The following is a 16,082-nucleotide window of genomic DNA, read 5'->3' on the forward strand; positions in this document are numbered from 1 at the left end:
CGTGCAGTCCCCGTCATTCCTGACCCGTTCAGGCTACGGCCTCGCCGTGCATCGCACAGCGGGCGGCCTCACGTCGGCGGACCGTGCCCGAGGTGAGTTCCTCGCGGCCGGCGCCCGCGCCGCCTACTGGGACCGGGGCAGCGAGGACAGCGAGGAGAGTGAGCTGCCGGGGGCGCTCGACAGCTCGGACACCGAGTCCGGCGACGAGGGGGGCGGCGGCGGTGGTTCGGAGGACGGCGGCGGCGAGGACGGCGGTTCGGGAGGCGGCGACTCGGAGGACGGCGGCTTCGAGCTCGGGGGTTCGGAGGACGGCGGCTTCGAGGACGGCGCCTCGGTGGACGAGCCGGACGACGGCGGCAGGACGCATCCCGGCGGGCGGGCGCCGGTCGCGTCACCGGTCGACGGCGACTCGCACGGCGGGGACGCGGGGCTGGTCAGGGAGCTCGGCGGGGCGACGATGATGGACGGCGTCTTGTGCGCAGGAGCACGTGTGGGCCGGTCCTTGCCCCCGTCGTCGCCCGGCCGACGGGCGAACCAGTGGTGGGAGTCGTCGGGGTCGTAGAGGACGAACTCCTTGATCACGGTCGCCGAGGGCATGACCGTGACGGTGGTCGCGGGGCTGTACGCCGGCCATGACCGGCCCGTCCGCCGGTACCCGCTCTGCTGGGCGACGGGCGGGGTCAGCGGGTTGCCGCAGGCGCAGCGCACCCGGGGCACTCCGTGCCGGTCGACCAGGACGGCGGTGCCGGCCTGCAGCACGGCCTGGTAGGTGGTGGCGCCGCCGTCGCGGTAACCGTGGTTCGTGACGCGGGTGTCCAGGCGCAGCTGCACCGAGGTGAGCGAACGCAGGTAGGCGGGGACCTCGGACGGCTCGACCCTGGCCACCGAGGCGAACGCCTTGTTCTTGTCGGGCGCCTGCTGGAGGGCCTTGATCTGCTGCTCCACGTCGCAGCTGGCGACGTGGCGGGTGCCGCCGTACAGTCCGGGCTCGCCGCCGCGGACGGCGGGCACGGTGTTCCCGGCCGGGGCCGAGCCCGAGGGGGCGACCGTGGCGGGCGGTACGGACGCCCTCGTCGTGGACGTCTTGGTGACGGGGTCCGGGCCGACCTCGCCGGCCGGCTGCATGAACACCTCGCCGGCCTGGTCGGACGTGCCGCCGCCGGGCAGGGTCAGCACGAGGGCGAGGGCGGTGGCGGCCACGACGGCGACGGTGATCAGCGCGATCCGGGGCGCGGACTTCCACCACGGCCTGCGCGGTGGCGGCCCGCCGCCCGCGTCGAAGTCGCCGCCCGGCGGCGGGGTGGGCGGGCCCTGGGGCGGCTGCGAGGAACCCGCGGACAGCGGACCGGAGGGCGGGCCGGTCGGCCGCCCGGACGGTTCCGTGGGCGGTTCCGAGGGACGGCCGGACGACGGCGGTTCGACGCTCACGAGCACTCCCGACGTGGGTTTCCCGCGGCGCGGTGTCCGACGGAGCCGAGGCGTCGGCGCCGACGGCAGGACCGCGCACCTGCGGGACGCGTGACCGGCGCAGACCAGAATCCGCAATCATCCGATATGCGCCGCTTTTTCCACCATGACCATTGTGTGCCCCGGTGGGGCGTCGCCCGCAAGCCGGGCGGCCCGTACGGTCCCTCCCGACGGGCGTACTTCCCCGGCGCTGCTTAGCGTGGCAGGGTGAGTGCGCACACCCCCCACGACCAGGCAGGATCCCCGGCCCACGGCTGGGGCCGCGCGGTCGTCACGGCGCTGACCGGGCTGATCGCCATGGGCGTGACGGCGGCTCTGGGACTGTGGGCCGCCGGAGCCGCGGACCTGCCCGGGGGCGCCTTCCCCCGGGTGGTCGCGGCGACCGTGGTCTCGGCCGTCGGCGGCACGGTAGAACTGGTCGGCGACGCGGGCGGCCTCGCCGCCACCGAGGGCGGACTGACGGTGCTGCCGCTCTCCGTGACCCTGGTCGGGGCGCTGGTCGTCGGCGCCGGATTCCTGTGGCCGCTGCGGCACCGGGCGGTCGCCGGCGCCGCCGAACTGGCCGGCTGGGCGGCCCGGATCGCCGTCGTGTGGCTGCTCGGACTGCTCGGCCTGTCGCTCGCCGCCCGCCAGACCTTCAAGGTCTCCCTCGGCGACGGCACACTGGGCGACCTCGGTGATCTGTTCGACGTCGGTCCCGAGGTCGGCTTCAGGACGGACGTGGCGCTGACGCTCCTGGTCGGACTGCTGTGGCTGGCCGGAGTGCTGGTGCTGACGCTGCTGGTCGCGCGCGGGGCGCCGCTGCCGGCCCGGTTGCTGCGCTTCCAGGCGCCGGTGCGGCCGGCCGCGCACGCGATGGTCGTGCTGCTGCTGGTGTGCGTGGCCCTGGGCGTCGTCGTCGCGCTGGTCGTCGCCGCGACCCGTGGACACGCCGTCCAGACCCTCGCGGTGATCCTGCTCGGCATGCCCAATCTGGTGTGGCTGGTGTTCACCCTGGGGCTCGGCGCCGCCTGGGACGGCCGGGTGGAGGGCCCGTTCGGGCTCCCGATGCCGCATGTCCTGGACGAGGTGCTGCGCGGCAAGGACACCACGCGACTCGACATCGGCGCCCTCGCCGCGTACGACGGCCGGGTCTGGTGGCTCGTCGTGGTGGACGCGGTCCTGCTGCTGGCCTCCGGGTTCCTGATGGCGGCGCACTCACCCCCGCGGATCCCGGCCTGGCGGCACGCCCTGCACATGGCCGTCGCGCTGGTCCTCACGGTGCTGATGCTCTGTCTGGTCGGCCGGATCTCCGCACGCTACGGCCTGTCCGTGCTCGGCATCGGCGACCTCGGCGGCAACCTGTCCGGTGAGCTGTTCCTGCGGCCCCGCCTGTGGTCGGCACTGGGCCTCGCCGCGTTGTGGGGCCTGGTCACCGGGTTCCTGGGCGGCCTCCTCGCGGGCCTGGTCCGTCGCCGGGAAGTGCCCCCGCCGCGCTGACGCCGTCGCCCCGGGCGCTGCCCAACGGGGCTCCGAAGGACCGGGCCCCGAAGCACCGGGCTCGGACGCGCCCGGGCCCACACCTCGAGGTGGACGGACCTCAGGGCCGACGGCTGTGGAACACCGGCCGTGCCCAGAGCGGAGGCTCGGGCGCCGGCGACCCGGCCGACGGCGGGGTGTCGACCAGTTCCGTCGGCGGATGCGCCGACCGGTGCGCGCCTCCCGCTGTCGCCCTCAGCTCGGCGACGAACGCGCCGCAGGTGTCCTGCCGGTCGTCCGGGCTCTTCGCCAGGGCTCTGACGAAGACTTGGTCGACGTGCGGTGGCAGGTCGGGCCGGGCCTGCGTCAGGGGCGGCGGGTCGGCGTTCTGGTGGGCCCACAGCAGCGCCATGTCGTCGTCGCGGAGGAAGGGCGGGCGGCCGGCGAGGCACTCGTAGAGGACGCAGGCGAATCCGTAGACATCGCAGCGGCCGTCGACGGGACGGCCGGAGATCTGTTCGGGTGAGACATAGTCGAGCGTGCCGACGAACTGGCCGACCGTGGTGAACCCGGTCAGGGACAGCGACTTCTTCGTCAGCCCGAAGTCGGTGAGATAGGCGTGCTCGGGGTGGTCGCTGTCGGTGCCCCGGGCCACCAGGATGTTGCCCGGTTTGACGTCCCGGTGCACGAGCCCGTGGTCGTGGGCGGCGTCCAATGCCGAGGCGATCTGCGCGGCGATGCGGACGGCCTTCGCGAGCGGCAGCGGACCCTGCCGGTCGAGCAGATGGCGCAGGTCGCTGCCCTCGACGTAGCGCATCGCGATGTACAGCACGCCGTCGGTCTCGTCCGCCTCGAAGACGGGCACGATGTGCGGGTGGTCGATCGCCGCGGCCGCCCGCGACTCGTGGGTGAACCGCTTGCGGAAGACGTCGTTGCGGGCCAGCTCCGGGGCGAGCAGCTTGAGTGCGACCGTGCGGTCCAGGCGCAGGTCGTGGGCGCGGTAGACGACGGCCATGCCGCCGCGGCCGATCTCGCGCTCGATGCGGTAGCCGGCCACCTGCCGGCCGACCAGTTCGGAGGGCCGGCCGGAGAACGGGCTGGTCGCGTGCGCCATCAGGGTCTCCGGTCCCGGTTCACGATCCGGGTGACGGTGTGGTCGAGATCCTGCTCCTGCTCCTGCTGCGGGCCCCGGTCCTTGATACGGCCCCGGTCCTGGTCCTGGTCCCGGTGCTGGTCTCGGCCCCGGTCTCGGCCCCGCTCTCGGTCCGTGTCTCCGCCTCGGTATCGGCCCTGGTACCGGTCCTGGTTCCCGTCCCGGTATCGGTCCGGGTCCTGGTCGCGGCTGTGTTCCCGGTCGGGGCCGCGGCTCTCCGCGCCGTCCGGCGGTGTGTCGACGGCCGCGTGCGGCGCGCGGTCCGTCGCGTACGTGCTGAGGCGGGTTCCGTCGCCGTACGCCCAGCGCCCGCCGGCGGAGTCGTACATCCAGACGTCCTCGCCGTCGACGACCACGCCGATCCGCAGCCCCTGGGTGCGGCGGCGGAAGGACTCGCCGTCGAGGTCGCCGTCCGCCAGTTCCTCCATGGCCGCCCGATAGCGGGCCAGGGCCTGTTGGGCACGGTCGAGCAGGGGACGGGGGTCGGCCGTGGTCGTGTGCGGGCCGTCGGAGCGGGGCGGATCCTCGGGGACGGCGACCAGGCTGCGGCCGTCCACCCAGGCCGACCAGCCGTTGGAGCACAGCACGCGGCCCCAGTCGCCACGCCGCTCCAGGAGCCGGACCGGCAGCAGCGCGTCGAGCGGCAGGGTGGGGCGGGCCGGATCGGGCTCCTCCCAGGCGGGCATGCCGTGCTGGGGGACGACGTGCGTGGGGCTGAATCCGGGAGTCGTCATAGGCCGCCCCTACTTCCGCATCACCGCGGGCTCGTGCCGGCGCAGCAGCCGGGAGACGATGAATCCGAAGGCCGCGGAGAGCACGACCAGCATGCCCACGTCGATCAGCCACACCCCGGCCGAGTGCTCGAACAGCGGGTCGCCGGTGAGGTCGCCGGGCACGATCCGGGAGAGCCCGATGGTGCCGGCCATCGCGCCGAGCGCCCACCGCGAGGGCACCAGCCACGACAGCTGGTCCAGGCCGGGCACACCGCTCAGTTGCAGCAGGGCCCCGCAGAAGACCACCTGGACGATGGCGAGCAGCACCAGCAGCGGCATCGTCACCTCCTCCTTGCGCACCAGCGCGGACACCAGGAGCCCGAGCATCATCGCGGTGAAGGAGAGCAGCGCCACGGCGACGGTGATCTCGACGAGGGGCGGCATCAGCACGCCCTGGCCGCCGGGCGCGTGCAGGTCGACGCCGAGCAGGGCGACGAGCGTGAGGACGACCGCCTGCAACACGGTCACAGTGCCCAGCACGACGACCTTGGACATCAGGTACGCCGATCTGGACAGGCCCACCGCGCGTTCCCGCTGGTAGATCACGCGTTCCTTGACGAGTTCGCGCACCGCGTTGGCGGCCCCGGTCAGGACGCCGCCGACGCACAGGATGAGCAGCGCGTTCATCGCCGTCTCCCGGGTGAGCTCGCCGCCCGCGAGGGCCCGGGCCATGATGCCCATGACGAACGGCAGCGCGATCATGATGGCGAGGAACGTGCGGTCGGCGGCGAGGGCGGAGGTGTAGCGGCGCACCAGGGTGCCGATCTGGGCGCTCCGGCTGCGGGGCCGCGGCGGCGGCAGCATGATCACCGGTCCGGAGCGCGGCAGCCGGGGCTGTTCGCTGTCGTCGAGGACGTAGCGCCGGCGCGACGGCGAGTCGCGGTACTCCCCCGCCCAGTCCCGGTCCTGGTCGCGTTCGAAGGCCTCGAAGGCCTCGGGCCACTGCTCGAAGCCGAAATAGGCGAGCGCGTCCTCGGGCGGCCCGTAGTAGGCCACCTTGCCGCCGGGCGCGAGGACCAGCAGCCGGTCGCAGACGTCGAGGCTGAGGACGCTGTGCGTGACGACGATGACGGTGCGGCCGTCGTCGGCGAGGCCGCGCAGCATGTGCATCACCGAGCGGTCCATGCCGGGGTCGAGGCCGGACGTCGGCTCGTCGAGGAAGAGCAGCGAAGGCTTGGTGAGCAGTTCCAGAGCCACGCTGACGCGTTTGCGCTGCCCGCCGGAGAGGCTGTGCACGGGCTGGTCGGCGCGTTCCTGAAGGCCGAGTTCCCGGATGACCTCCTCGACCCGCTCGCGGCGTTCTGCCTTGGCGGTGTCCTGCGGGAAGCGCAGTTCGGCGGCGTAGGCGAGGGCGCTGCGCACGGTCAGCTGGGCGTGCAGGATGTCGTCCTGCGGGACGAGGCCGATGCGCTGGCGCAGCTCGGCGTAGTCGCGGTAGAGGTCGCGGCCGTCGTAGACCACGGTGCCGTGGCCCGCGGGGCGCTGGCCGGTGAGGGCCCCGAGCAGGGTGGACTTGCCCGCACCGCTGGGCCCGACGACGGCGAGCAGGCACTTCTCCCCCACCGGGAACGACACATGGTCGAGGAGCACCTTGCGGCCGCGGTCGACGGCGACCGTGAGGTCCTGCACGTCGAGGGAGATCTCGCCGGTGTCGACGTACTCCTGGAGCTGGTCGCCGACCAGGCAGAACGCCGAGTGGCCGATGCCGACGATGTCTCCGGGGCCGACGGGGGCGCGGTCGACGGGCAGCCCGTTGAGGTAGGTGCCGTTGTGGCTGCCGAGGTCGACGATCTCGTGGCCGCCGTCGGGCAGCGCGCGCAGTTCGGCGTGCCGGCGCGAGACGACGAGGTCGTCGACGACGAGGTCGCTGTCGGCGGCGCGGCCGATGCGCACGGTGCGCGGGGGCAGCGGCCGGACGTTGGTGGGCTGCCGGAAGGTGCCGGTCAGGGCGGGCATGGAGACGGCCGACGGGCGCTCGGGGGGCGCCGGCGCGAGGCCGGACAGGACGACGCGGGGTCCGTCGGACGGGCTGCCGAACCGGATGACGCTGCCGGGGCCGACGCCCCACTCGTGGACCTGGCGGCCGTCGGCGTAGGTGCCGTTGGTGCTGTGGTCGTCCTCGATGGTCCAGTGGTCGCCGTCGGGGCGCAGCACCGCGTGGTGCCAGGAGACGCGGGTGTCGTCGATGACGATGTCGCTGTGCGGGTCCCGCCCGAGGCGGTAGTCGTGGCCCGGGATCAGCAAGGTCGAGCCCGTCTCGGTCTCCAGCACGAGTTCGGGCGCAGTCGAGGAGACCGGTCGCTCCGTCATGCCTGAATTCTATCGATTCGCACCCTTGTGTGCCCGACGAGGAGGAGGAGGACGGCGGACGTGCGCGGTGTGCGCGGTCGGCGTGCGACGTGGCGACCCGTCAGCCGACCGGGACGACGAGGGCCGGGACGGTGCGCTGCATGCGCAGCGCGTCGACGGACTCCGCGAGAAGCTCGTACTCGGTGGTGTCGTCGCTGACCGCGATCCGCACCAGCCTGCCGCCCGCCAGCTCGTCGGCCACCAGCTCCTGCCGGCCCGCGTCGGCGCACCAGGCCCGCAGCAGTCCGGGCACGTCCTGCACGGTGTCGGCGACGGGGACGAGCGCCCCCGGCGGGAAATAATCGCTCTCGGGCAGCGGATCCAGTCGTTCGGCCATCCAGGACGCCCGGTCCCGCAGCCACCACAGGGCGAGCGCCAGCGTCGGCGCGCGGTAGGTACCGAGCGGTACGCCGATGCGCCGGCCGTCGCAGACGCCGTACGCGGTGACATGACACAGGAATTCGTCGTGCACGTCCCTCTCCCCCGGTGCTCGCTTGCCGGTCGCGCCTCGCTTTCCGTGCGGCTCCTGTGGGGAAACTGCCCCCGACGTTCGAGTATGTTCACTGCTGAAACACTGTCACCATGTCTTTTTAGCCAGTCTCCTGGCATATTCCTCGCGGCTCATGGCCGAAATGCGGCGACCTTTGCCGAACATCGTCATTACCCGGCGGGTAATCGACCCGGGCGGCGGGCGAGGGCAAGGTGGTCACACCGGGGCGGCGAAGGCCGTGATCCGGGATCTGACCAGTGTCGACGACCTTCTTGGGGGCTGATTTCCCATGACCGCGAACACCGACCGCTACGAGCACGCCGTCGCCCGCTACATCGAGGCCTGGAACGCGCGGGAGCCCGAGGCGCCGGCGAAGGCCGTCGCCGCCGTGTGGGCCGAGCGGGGCACGTACACCGACCCCTTCTCCGACGTCCGCGGCCACGAGGAGATCACGGCCATGATCGCGGCGGCTCACGCGCAGTTCCCGGGTTTCGCCTTCCGGCTCTCCAGCGCGGTCGACGGCCATCACGACACGGCCCGGTTCTCGTGGGAACTGGTGAGCGAGGCCGGGGGCCCCGCCCCGATGGCCGGATCCGACGTCATCACGCTGGACGCGGAAGGCCGGATCACGTCCGTCCTGGGATTCCTGGACCGCGTGCCGGCCGGGGCCCGACTCCCGCTGCGGTGAATTCCCCGCCCGCAGCGGCCTGACGGTGAGAGGCCGTCGTACGACCACTGCGGGCGGAGGACGTCATGAGCGCGGACGACGGCCCGTACGTAAACGGAATGCGCGATCCGGGCCTAAACGGAATGCGTGATGCCGGAAACGGACCCCGATACCGTGAACGGAAACCGGTGCCGTAAAACGCGGAACGCGGTGCCGTGAACGGAACGCTCGACGCCGAATTCACTCAGCCCTTGATCACCGCGTCGATCCGGGTCAGCTCCTCGTCGGCGAAGTCCAGCCGGTCCAGCGCGCCGACGCTGTCCTCGATCTGCCGGGCGCTGCTCGCGCCGACCAGCGCGGAGGTCACCCGGCCGCCGCGCAGCACCCAGGCGAGCGCGAGCTGGGCGAGGGACTGGCCGCGGGACTTCGCGATCTTGTCGAGGCCGCGCAGCTTGCCGACCAGCTCCTTGGTGACCGCCTCGGACTTCAGGAACGGACTGTCGCTCGCCGCGCGCGAGTCCTCCGGGATGCCGTTCAGGTAGCGGCCGGTCAGCAGGCCCTGCTCCAGCGGCGAGAACACGATCGACCCGATCTGGAGCTCGTCCAGCGCGTCCAGCAGGCCCCCGCTCTCCGGGCGGCGGTCGAGCATGGAGTAGCGCGGCTGGTGGATGAGGAGCGGGGTGCCCAGTTCGCCGAGGATCCGGGCGGCCTCCCGGGTCTGCTCCGCCGAGTAGTTGGAGACGCCGACGTACAGCGCCTTGCCCTGCTGGACCGCCGAGTGCAAGGCCCCCATCGTCTCCTCCAGGGGAGTCTCCGGGTCCGGGCGGTGCGAGTAGAAGACGTCCACGTAGTCCAGGCCCATCCGCTTCAGGCTCTGGTCCAGCGACGACAGCACGTACTTGCGCGAGCCCCACTCGCCGTACGGGCCGGGCCACATCAGGTAGCCCGCCTTGGTGGAGATCACCAGCTCGTCGCGGTACGGCGCGAAGTCGGTCCGGAGGAACCCGCCGAGGGCGGACTCGGCCGCGCCGGGCGGCGGGCCGTAGTTGTTGGCCAGGTCGAAGTGGGTGATGCCGAGGTCGAAGGCCCGGCGCAGGATGGCCCGCTGCGTCTCGACCGGGCGGTCCGGGCCGAAGTTGTGCCACAGGCCGAGCGACAGCGCGGGGAGCTTCAGGCCACTGCGTCCGGTGCGCCGGTAGGGCATGTCCGCGTAACGGTCGGGGTGTGCGGTGTACAACGCGACTCCAGAAAGGGTTGGCACGACGATCGGGCCCGGAAGCCCCGAGCCCGGGTGGGACGGGTCCGGAAAGATCCGTTTCAGGGACCGTCACCCACTCTGACCCCGCCTGCGGGCAGTGGTCCAACAGAAGAATCCGATGAGATTCAGCGGATACGCTTCTCAATCATGGAACTGCGCCACCTCCAGCACTTCGTAGCCGTCGCCGAGGACCAGCATTTCACCCGGGCTGCCGAACGCCTGATGGTCTCCCAGTCCGGCCTGTCGGCGTCGATCCGGGCCCTGGAGCGGGAGCTGCGCGCCCCCCTCTTCGTCCGGACCACCCGGCGGGTGACGCTGACCGAGGCGGGCCGGGCGCTGCTGGGCGAGGCGGAGCGCGTCCTGGCGCAGGTGCGGGCGGCCCACGAGGCGGTCGCCGCCGTGCAGGGCGTGGTCCGCGGAACCCTCTCGGTGGGCACCGAGCAGTGCATCGCCGGGGTGCATGTGGCGGGGCTGCTGGCGGCGTTCCGGCGGAGCCATCCCGACGTGGAGATCCGGCTGCGGCAGACCGGCTCGGGCGCGCTCGGCGAGGAGGTGGCGGCCGGCCGGCTCGACCTGGCCTTCGCCTACCGCACCCAGACCGACACCGACCAGCTGCGCTGCGTCCCGCTGGCGGCCGAGCCGATGTACGTGCTGTGCCACCCCGACCACCGTCTCGCCGGAGCGTCGGCGGCCGTGACGCCGGGGGATCTGGCCGGCGAGGTGTTCGTCGACTTCCACCCGGGCTGGGGGCCGCGCAGCGCCACCGACGCCGCGTTCGCCGAGGCGGGGGTGCATCGCACGGTCGCTCTGGAGGTCAACGACGTGCACAGCCTGCTGGACCTGGTGGGCGAGAACCTCGGCGTCGCGGTGGTGCCGCGCCATTTCCGGCACAAGCGTGAGGCTCTCACCGCCCTCGCCCTGAAGGGCACCGGTGGGGCTGTCTACGAGACGGCGGCCCTGCTGCCGCCGGCCCGGGCGACCAGCCCGGCGGCCCGGGCGCTCATGGGGCTGCTGGAAACAGTGGGCGCGTGAGCGTCCGCTGGGCGATGGTGGACCCATGCATGCGAAGGACATCCTCATCGACGGGTACAACCGCATCCAGGAAGAGGTCCGCGCCGCGGTCGAGGGCATGGCCCCCGACGCGCTCGGCGAACGGCCTGCCGCCGGGGCCAACTCGGTCGCCTGGCTCGTCTGGCACCTCACCCGCGTCCAGGACGACCACGTGGCCGACGCCTTCGGGCTCGACCAGGTGTGGCTGACCCAGGACTGGGAGAAACGGTTCGGCCTCGACCTGCCGCCCGAGGACACCGGGTACGGGCACAGCTCCGAGCAGGTCGCGAAGGTGCGGGTCGGTGACGCCGGCCTGCTGACCGGCTACCACGACGCCGTGCACGCGCAGAGCGTCGAGGCGCTGCGCACGCTGACCGCCGCCGACCTGGAGCGCGTGGTGGACGAGCGCTGGGATCCGCCGGTCACGCTGGGCGTACGGCTGGTCAGCGTCCTGTCCGACGATCTCCAGCACGTCGGACAGGCCGCCTACCTGCGCGGGCTCCTTCAGAGCGCGGCGGCGTAACCCGGCAGGACGACGTCTTCGATGAGCGCCGTGCGCTCGTCGAACGGGACGAAGGCGCTCTTGAGGGCGTTCACCGTGACCGTGCGCAGGTCCTCGACGCCCCAGCCCGCCTCCTCGACCAGCAGAGACATCTCGCGGGTCATCGTGGTGCCGGAGACCAGCCGGTTGTCCGTGTTGAGCGTGACGCGGAAGCCGAGGTCCTTCAGCGCGGTGATCGGGTGCTCGGCGATCGAGGTGGCGGCGCCGGTCTGGAGGTTGGACGTCGGGCACATCTCCAGGGCGATCCGGCGGTCGCGCACCCAGCCGGCGAGGCGGCCGAGCTTGCCGTCCACGATGTCGTCGGTGATGCGCACGCCGTGCCCGATGCGCTGGGCGCCGCACACCTGGAGCGCCTGGTGGATGCTGGGCAGGCCGTGGGCCTCGCCGGCGTGGATGGTGAAGGGCACGTTCTCGCGGCGCAGGTGCGCGAAGGCGTCGAGGTGGTCGGCGGGCGGGAAGCCGTCCTCGGCGCCGGCGATGTCGAAGCCTACGACGCCGGCGTCCCGGAAGGCGACCGCGAGGTGGGCGGTCTCCCGGGTGCGGTCGAACATGCGCATGCCGCAGAGCAGGGTGCCGACCCGGACGGGCGTGCCCGCGGCGGCCGCCTTGGCCATGCCGGCGGCGAGGCCCTCCTGGACCGCCTCGACGACCTCGGGGAGCGTCAGCCCGCCGTTCAGCATCAGCTCGGGGGCATACCGGACCTCGCCGTAGACGACGCCGTCCGCCGCCAGGTCGAGGACGTACTCCTCGGCGGTGCGCAGCAGGCCCTCACGGGTCTGCATGACGGCGAGGGTGTGTTCGAAGGTGGCTATGTAGCGCACCAGGTCGCCCGAGTCGGCGGCTTCGACGTACCAGGCGGCGAGCTCGTCGGCGTCGGTGGTGGGCAGGGTGTGGCCGACCTCCGCCGCGAGCTCGACGACGGTGGCGGGGCGCAGTCCGCCGTCCAGGTGGTCGTGCAGGACGGCCTTGGGGAGCCGGCGGAGGGTGTCGATGTCGATGCGGGGCGCGGTCATGTGCGTGATGTCTTTCTCGGGTCAGGCGGTGGCGGCGGGCTGGAGCAGGTCCCAGCGGTTTCCGTGCAGGTCCTGGAAGACGGCGACGGATCCGTAGGGTTCGTGACGGGGCTCCTCCAGGAAGGTCACCCCGGCGGCGGCCATCCGGGCGTGGTCCCCGGCGAAGTCGTCGGTGTGCAGGAAGAACCCGACCCGGTCACCGGTCTGGTCCCCGACCCGGGCGCGCTGTTCCTCGCCCTTGGCCCGGGCGAGCAGCAGCCCCACGCCGTCCTGGCCGTCCCCGGGCCGTACGACGACCCAGCGCGCGCCGTCGGGCCGCGGCGCGTCCTCGACGAGCCGGAAGCCGAGCGCCTCGGTGTAGAAGCGGATCGCCGCGTCGTAGTCGTCGACGACGAGGGTGACCAGGGCGATACGGCTCATCGGGGCCTTTCGGGGAGCGGCACGACACGAACGGCAACGCCGGCGGAAAACGCGCCGGAGATGCGACAGACGGGTGAGGTTATACGTAAAACCTCACCCGCGCCAGTCACCGCCGTACGCGGCGGGGCGCTTTTGACGACGGGGGAGGGCGGACGCGGCGGACGTAGGTCGCACGCCCGAGGGCGGTGGCGGCCATGGACCGGTGCCGGCCGTCGCGGGCGCCGGTACCGTCCCCGCCATGAAGATCACCGACCCGCCCCGCAGCCCCGCGCGGCGCAAGCAGGACGTCCTGGAGCGGCTTGAGCGGGAGACGGACGTCTGGATCGCCACGGCGGACGGGGCGGGAACGCCGTACCTCGTCCCCCTCTGGTTCGTCTGGCACGAAGAGCACATGTGGCTCGTCACCCGACCCACCAACCCCACGGGCGGCAATCTCCGGGACGGCCGCCGGGCCCGGCTGGCGTTCGGGGACACCCGGGATGTGGTCCTCGTCGACGGCGAGGTCGAGACGTACCGCTCGCAGGACGCGCCGGAAGCAGCCGTGCTCGCCTTCGTGGCGAAGACGGGGTGGGATCCGCGCCGGGAGGGTGCGTCGTACGCCTTCTTCCGGGTGCGGCCCACGGCAGTGCAGGCGTGGTGCGAGGTGCGCGAGCTGCCCCTGCGACACCTGATGCGCGACGGAGTGTGGCTCGTCTGACGCCCTCTCCTTCCGTGAAGGGTGGGGCACCGGGCGAGTGCCCGACAGCGGGCCGCGGACCGGGCACGCGATGCCGCCCCGCGCCCCGGAGTGCACCCCCGCGCTCCGGCGCGCGGGGGAACCGGCCGGGGAGGCCCGCCGTCTGGGAGCCGGTCGCTCAGTGGAGGGGCTTTTCCAGTACGGCCTTGCGGTGGCTGAAGGTCTCGATGGAGTACCGCCCGTGGTAGTTGCCCATGCCGCTCGGGCCCACCCCGCCGAACGGCAGGTCGGAGACGGTGAGATGGGCCAGCGGCAGACCGTGGCCGAGGCCTCCGGAGGAGGTCTCGGCGGCGATCCGGGCGCGGGTGTCGTCGGAGTCGGTGAAGACGTACAGGGCGAGGGGCTTGTCGCGGTCGTTGATGAAGCCGATCGCCTCGTCCAGGCCGTCGACGGTGACGATGGGCAGGATCGGGCCGAAGATCTCCTCCTGCATGACGGGCGACTTCGGGTCGACGTCGGCGAGCACGGTCGGCGCGAGGTACTTGTCCGCGCGGTCCTTGCCCCCGCCGACGACGACGCGGCCGGAGTCCAGCAGCCCGGCGAGCCGGTCGAAGTGGCGTTCGTTGACGATGCGGCCGTACTCGGCGGAGGTCTGCGGGTGGGCGCCGTAGACGTTCTCGACCGCCCGCGCCAGCAGCGGCTCGAGGGCGGCGGCCGTCGCCGGGTCGGTGAGGACGTAGTCGGGGGCGACGCAGGTCTGGCCGGCGTTGAGGAACTTGCCGCGGGCCAGCCGGTCGGCGACGACGGCGAGATCGGCGTCCCGGTCGACGAACGCCGGTGACTTGCCGCCGAGTTCGAGGGTGACCGGGGTGAGGTGCTCGGCGGCGGCGCGCAGCACGACGCGGCCGACGACGCCGTTGCCGGTGTAGAAGATGTGGTCGAACCGCTCGGCCAGCAGGGCGGTGGTCTCCGGGACGCCGCCCTCGACGACGGCGACCGCCTCGGTGTCGAGGTGCGTCGGCAGCAGACGGGCCAGGGCGGCGGAGGTGGCGGGGGCGAGCTCGCTGGGCTTGACGACCACCGCGTTGCCGGCGGCGAGAGCGCCGACCAGCGGGGCGAGCAGGAGCTGGGCGGGGTAGTTCCAGGGCGCGATCACGAGGACGACGCCGAGCGGGTCGTACTGCGTCCAGGCGCGCGCGTCGGCGCCCAGGTGGGCGGGGACCGGGGCCGGCTCGGGTCGCAGCCATCCCTCGAGGTGTTCGAGGGTGTGGTCGATCTCCCGGACGGTGAAGTCGATCTCGGTGCGGTAGGCCTCGGTGGAGCTCTTGCCCAGGTCGGCATGGAGGGCGGCGGCCAGCTCGGCGCCCTGGTCGGTGAGCAGGCGGCGCAGGCGGCGCAACTGGTCCGTGCGCCAGGCGACGGGCTTGGTGCGGCCGGTGCGGAAGGCGGCGCGCAGCCGGGCCACGAGGTCGGCGGGCTGCTCGGGAGTGGCGTCGGTGGTCATCGTGCCTCGCTGGGGTGCACGGGCCTTGCGGCCCTGGGTCGTCGGGCGAGCGGTCAGCTCGATGTATATGCCAACCATTCGGGAGTCGAAATGCATTCCCGTGGACGACGACCTCACGCGCGGCGTCCCCGACGCGCCCCGGAGCGGCCCGCCCGCCAGCCCTCCCGGCCCCGCCCGGCCTGCCCGCCGTACGGGCTGGTCAGCGGGCGAGCTCGCGCAGCGGGCGCTCGAGGAGGCGCGCTCCGCCGGGCTCTCGCCGAGTGCGAGGGCGCCCCGGTGGGCCTGTTCGGCCTCGGCCGTGCGGTCCAGCCGGCGCAGCAGGTCGGCGCGGACGGCGTGCCGGACGCGGTAGTCGTGGAGGTCCAGCGCGTCGACGAGGGCGAGCGCGGGACGCGGGCCCCGGGCCGGCGCGGGATGGCAGCGGGTGAAGATCAGCCGGAGCCGGTCGTCGCGCACGGGCCCTCCTTCACGGGCGGGTCGGCGGTGTGCAGCAGGGCGGCCTCCGCCTGGCGGGCGGCCCGGGGTGGACTCCCGGCGCAGCCGGTCGAGGGCCTTGTCGCGGGCGGTGGTGATGATCCAGTCGGCCGGGGCGGGCGGCGCGCCGGTCTCCGGCCAGCGGCGCACGGCCGTGGCGAAGGCGTCCTGGACCGCTTCCTCGGCGAGGTCGATGTCGCCGAGGAAGCGGACGAGGACGGCGACGGCCCGGCCGTACTCCGCGCGGAAGACGGCCTCGACGTCCGGGACGTCCGGGGTGTCCCGGGCGTCTGTGGCACCTGGGACCTCCGGGGCGTCCCGGGCGTCCGGGGTGTCCGCCATCGGTCAGTGGGTGTCCACGAAGGGGCGGACCTCGATCGGCAGCGTGGTGGCGAGCGCGGCCTTGCGCCCCCACTCCAGGGCCTCGTCCAGGTCGGCGGCCGTGATCAGGCAGAGGCCGCCGAGGTACTCCTCGCCCTCGGCGTACGGCCCGTCGGTGATGAGCACGTCGCCGTTCTCGGGCCGCAGCACGGTGGCCGTCTCCGGGCCGTGCAGACCGCCGGCGAAGACCCAGGCCCCGGCGGCGCGCAGCTCGTCGTTGTAGGCCTGCACACGGCTCATGATCTCGGCCAGCTCGTCGGCGCCGGGCGGCTCACCGCCGGCCGGCTGGACCACGCTGAGCAGATAGTGCTTCATGACGTCCTCCTTGGCGTCGTGCCGTTGTCTCACCTCCTACACGAACGACCCTCCCCCGGATCGACACCCCGC

The 16,082-nt window shown here is 73.1% G+C and carries 14 protein-coding genes and 2 pseudogenes; 5 read left to right on the plus strand and 11 right to left on the minus strand.

Translation table 11 applies throughout. The annotated features are described in order from the left end of the window. Positions 1–123: 123 nt before the first annotated feature. On the minus strand, positions 124–1,428 hold the full coding sequence (locus QA802_RS02360) for a DUF6777 domain-containing protein (RefSeq protein WP_334517752.1): 1,305 nt from the start codon (positions 1,426–1,428) through the stop codon (positions 124–126). A 246-nt stretch (positions 1,429–1,674) separates the two neighbouring features. Here QA802_RS02360 and QA802_RS02365 point away from each other — a divergent pair, with 246 nt between their 5' ends. Continuing rightward, complete coding sequence (locus QA802_RS02365; RefSeq protein WP_334517753.1) at positions 1,675–2,946, plus strand: streptophobe family protein; 1,272 nt, start codon at positions 1,675–1,677, stop codon at positions 2,944–2,946. Positions 2,947–3,046: 100 nt separating this feature from the next. Here QA802_RS02365 and QA802_RS02370 read toward each other — a convergent pair whose 3' ends face one another. From QA802_RS02370 to QA802_RS02385, 4 genes and pseudogenes are all read right to left on the minus strand, one after another. Further along, complete coding sequence (locus QA802_RS02370) at positions 3,047–4,039, minus strand: serine/threonine-protein kinase (protein WP_334517755.1); 993 nt, start codon at positions 4,037–4,039, stop codon at positions 3,047–3,049. A 269-nt stretch (positions 4,040–4,308) separates the two neighbouring features. After that, positions 4,309–4,812 (minus strand): annotated as a pseudogene (locus QA802_RS02375) (hypothetical protein); the annotation flags it as partial. A 9-nt stretch (positions 4,813–4,821) separates the two neighbouring features. After that, positions 4,822–7,161, minus strand: a complete 2,340-nt coding sequence (locus tag QA802_RS02380; protein WP_334517757.1) for an FHA domain-containing protein — start codon at positions 7,159–7,161, stop codon at positions 4,822–4,824. Positions 7,162–7,261: 100 nt separating this feature from the next. Next, on the minus strand, positions 7,262–7,672 hold the full coding sequence (locus QA802_RS02385) for a hypothetical protein (protein ID WP_334517759.1): 411 nt from the start codon (positions 7,670–7,672) through the stop codon (positions 7,262–7,264). Between the two features lie 307 nt (positions 7,673–7,979). Between QA802_RS02385 and QA802_RS02390 the strand changes: the two genes are divergently transcribed. After that, positions 7,980–8,378 (plus strand): nuclear transport factor 2 family protein, encoded by a 399-nt coding sequence (locus QA802_RS02390; protein WP_334517760.1) that lies wholly within the window; start codon positions 7,980–7,982, stop codon positions 8,376–8,378. Between the two features lie 223 nt (positions 8,379–8,601). Here QA802_RS02390 and mgrA read toward each other — a convergent pair whose 3' ends face one another. Then, positions 8,602–9,594, minus strand: a complete 993-nt coding sequence (mgrA, locus tag QA802_RS02395) for an L-glyceraldehyde 3-phosphate reductase (RefSeq protein WP_334517761.1) — start codon at positions 9,592–9,594, stop codon at positions 8,602–8,604. A 168-nt stretch (positions 9,595–9,762) separates the two neighbouring features. On the opposite strand from mgrA, the gene QA802_RS02400 reads away from it, so the two are divergent. After that, on the plus strand, positions 9,763–10,647 hold the full coding sequence (locus QA802_RS02400; protein WP_334517763.1) for a LysR family transcriptional regulator: 885 nt from the start codon (positions 9,763–9,765) through the stop codon (positions 10,645–10,647). Positions 10,648–10,672: 25 nt separating this feature from the next. Then, complete coding sequence (locus QA802_RS02405) at positions 10,673–11,188, plus strand: mycothiol transferase (protein WP_334517765.1); 516 nt, start codon at positions 10,673–10,675, stop codon at positions 11,186–11,188. Here the strand turns inward: QA802_RS02405 and QA802_RS02410 are convergent. After that, positions 11,170–12,240, minus strand: coding sequence for an adenosine deaminase (locus QA802_RS02410; RefSeq protein ID WP_334517767.1), 1,071 nt, complete (start codon positions 12,238–12,240; stop codon positions 11,170–11,172). The genes QA802_RS02405 and QA802_RS02410 overlap by 19 nt on opposite strands. Positions 12,241–12,261: 21 nt before the next feature. Then, complete coding sequence (locus QA802_RS02415) at positions 12,262–12,660, minus strand: VOC family protein (protein WP_334517769.1); 399 nt, start codon at positions 12,658–12,660, stop codon at positions 12,262–12,264. 238 nt (positions 12,661–12,898) lie between these two features. Here QA802_RS02415 and QA802_RS02420 point away from each other — a divergent pair, with 238 nt between their 5' ends. Then, positions 12,899–13,357: a pyridoxamine 5'-phosphate oxidase family protein gene (locus tag QA802_RS02420; protein WP_334517771.1), complete on the plus strand. Its 459-nt coding sequence runs from the start codon at positions 12,899–12,901 to the stop codon at positions 13,355–13,357. Positions 13,358–13,514: 157 nt separating this feature from the next. Here QA802_RS02420 and QA802_RS02425 read toward each other — a convergent pair whose 3' ends face one another. From QA802_RS02425 to QA802_RS02435, 3 genes and pseudogenes are all read right to left on the minus strand, one after another. Then, positions 13,515–14,840, minus strand: coding sequence for an aldehyde dehydrogenase family protein (locus QA802_RS02425; protein WP_334534256.1), 1,326 nt, complete (start codon positions 14,838–14,840; stop codon positions 13,515–13,517). Between the two features lie 537 nt (positions 14,841–15,377). Then, a pseudogene (locus tag QA802_RS02430) lies at positions 15,378–15,656 on the minus strand (sigma factor); the annotation flags it as partial. A 3-nt stretch (positions 15,657–15,659) separates the two neighbouring features. After that, positions 15,660–16,010: a YciI family protein gene (locus QA802_RS02435; RefSeq protein ID WP_334517773.1), complete on the minus strand. Its 351-nt coding sequence runs from the start codon at positions 16,008–16,010 to the stop codon at positions 15,660–15,662. Positions 16,011–16,082: the final 72 nt, after the last annotated feature.

Origin of the sequence: Streptomyces sp. B21-105 (assembly GCF_036898465.1) — a bacterium.
In the GTDB taxonomy this organism is placed as follows: domain Bacteria; phylum Actinomycetota; class Actinomycetes; order Streptomycetales; family Streptomycetaceae; genus Streptomyces.

Excerpts from the sequence above, each read along its gene's own strand:
- QA802_RS02370 (WP_334517755.1), bottom strand. The coding sequence starts at position 4,039 with ATGGCGCACGCGACCAGCCCGTTCTCCGGCCGGCCCTCCGAACTGGTC.
- QA802_RS02380 (WP_334517757.1), bottom strand. The coding sequence starts at position 7,161 with ATGACGGAGCGACCGGTCTCCTCGACTGCGCCCGAACTCGTGCTGGAG.
- QA802_RS02390 (WP_334517760.1), top strand. The coding sequence starts at position 7,980 with ATGACCGCGAACACCGACCGCTACGAGCACGCCGTCGCCCGCTACATC.
- QA802_RS02400 (WP_334517763.1), top strand. The coding sequence starts at position 9,763 with ATGGAACTGCGCCACCTCCAGCACTTCGTAGCCGTCGCCGAGGACCAG.
- QA802_RS02405 (WP_334517765.1), top strand. The coding sequence starts at position 10,673 with ATGCATGCGAAGGACATCCTCATCGACGGGTACAACCGCATCCAGGAA.
- QA802_RS02410 (WP_334517767.1), bottom strand. The coding sequence starts at position 12,240 with ATGACCGCGCCCCGCATCGACATCGACACCCTCCGCCGGCTCCCCAAG.
- QA802_RS02415 (WP_334517769.1), bottom strand. The coding sequence starts at position 12,660 with ATGAGCCGTATCGCCCTGGTCACCCTCGTCGTCGACGACTACGACGCG.
- QA802_RS02420 (WP_334517771.1), top strand. The coding sequence starts at position 12,899 with ATGAAGATCACCGACCCGCCCCGCAGCCCCGCGCGGCGCAAGCAGGAC.
- QA802_RS02425 (WP_334534256.1), bottom strand. The coding sequence starts at position 14,840 with ATGACCACCGACGCCACTCCCGAGCAGCCCGCCGACCTCGTGGCCCGG.
- QA802_RS02435 (WP_334517773.1), bottom strand. The coding sequence starts at position 16,010 with ATGAAGCACTATCTGCTCAGCGTGGTCCAGCCGGCCGGCGGTGAGCCG.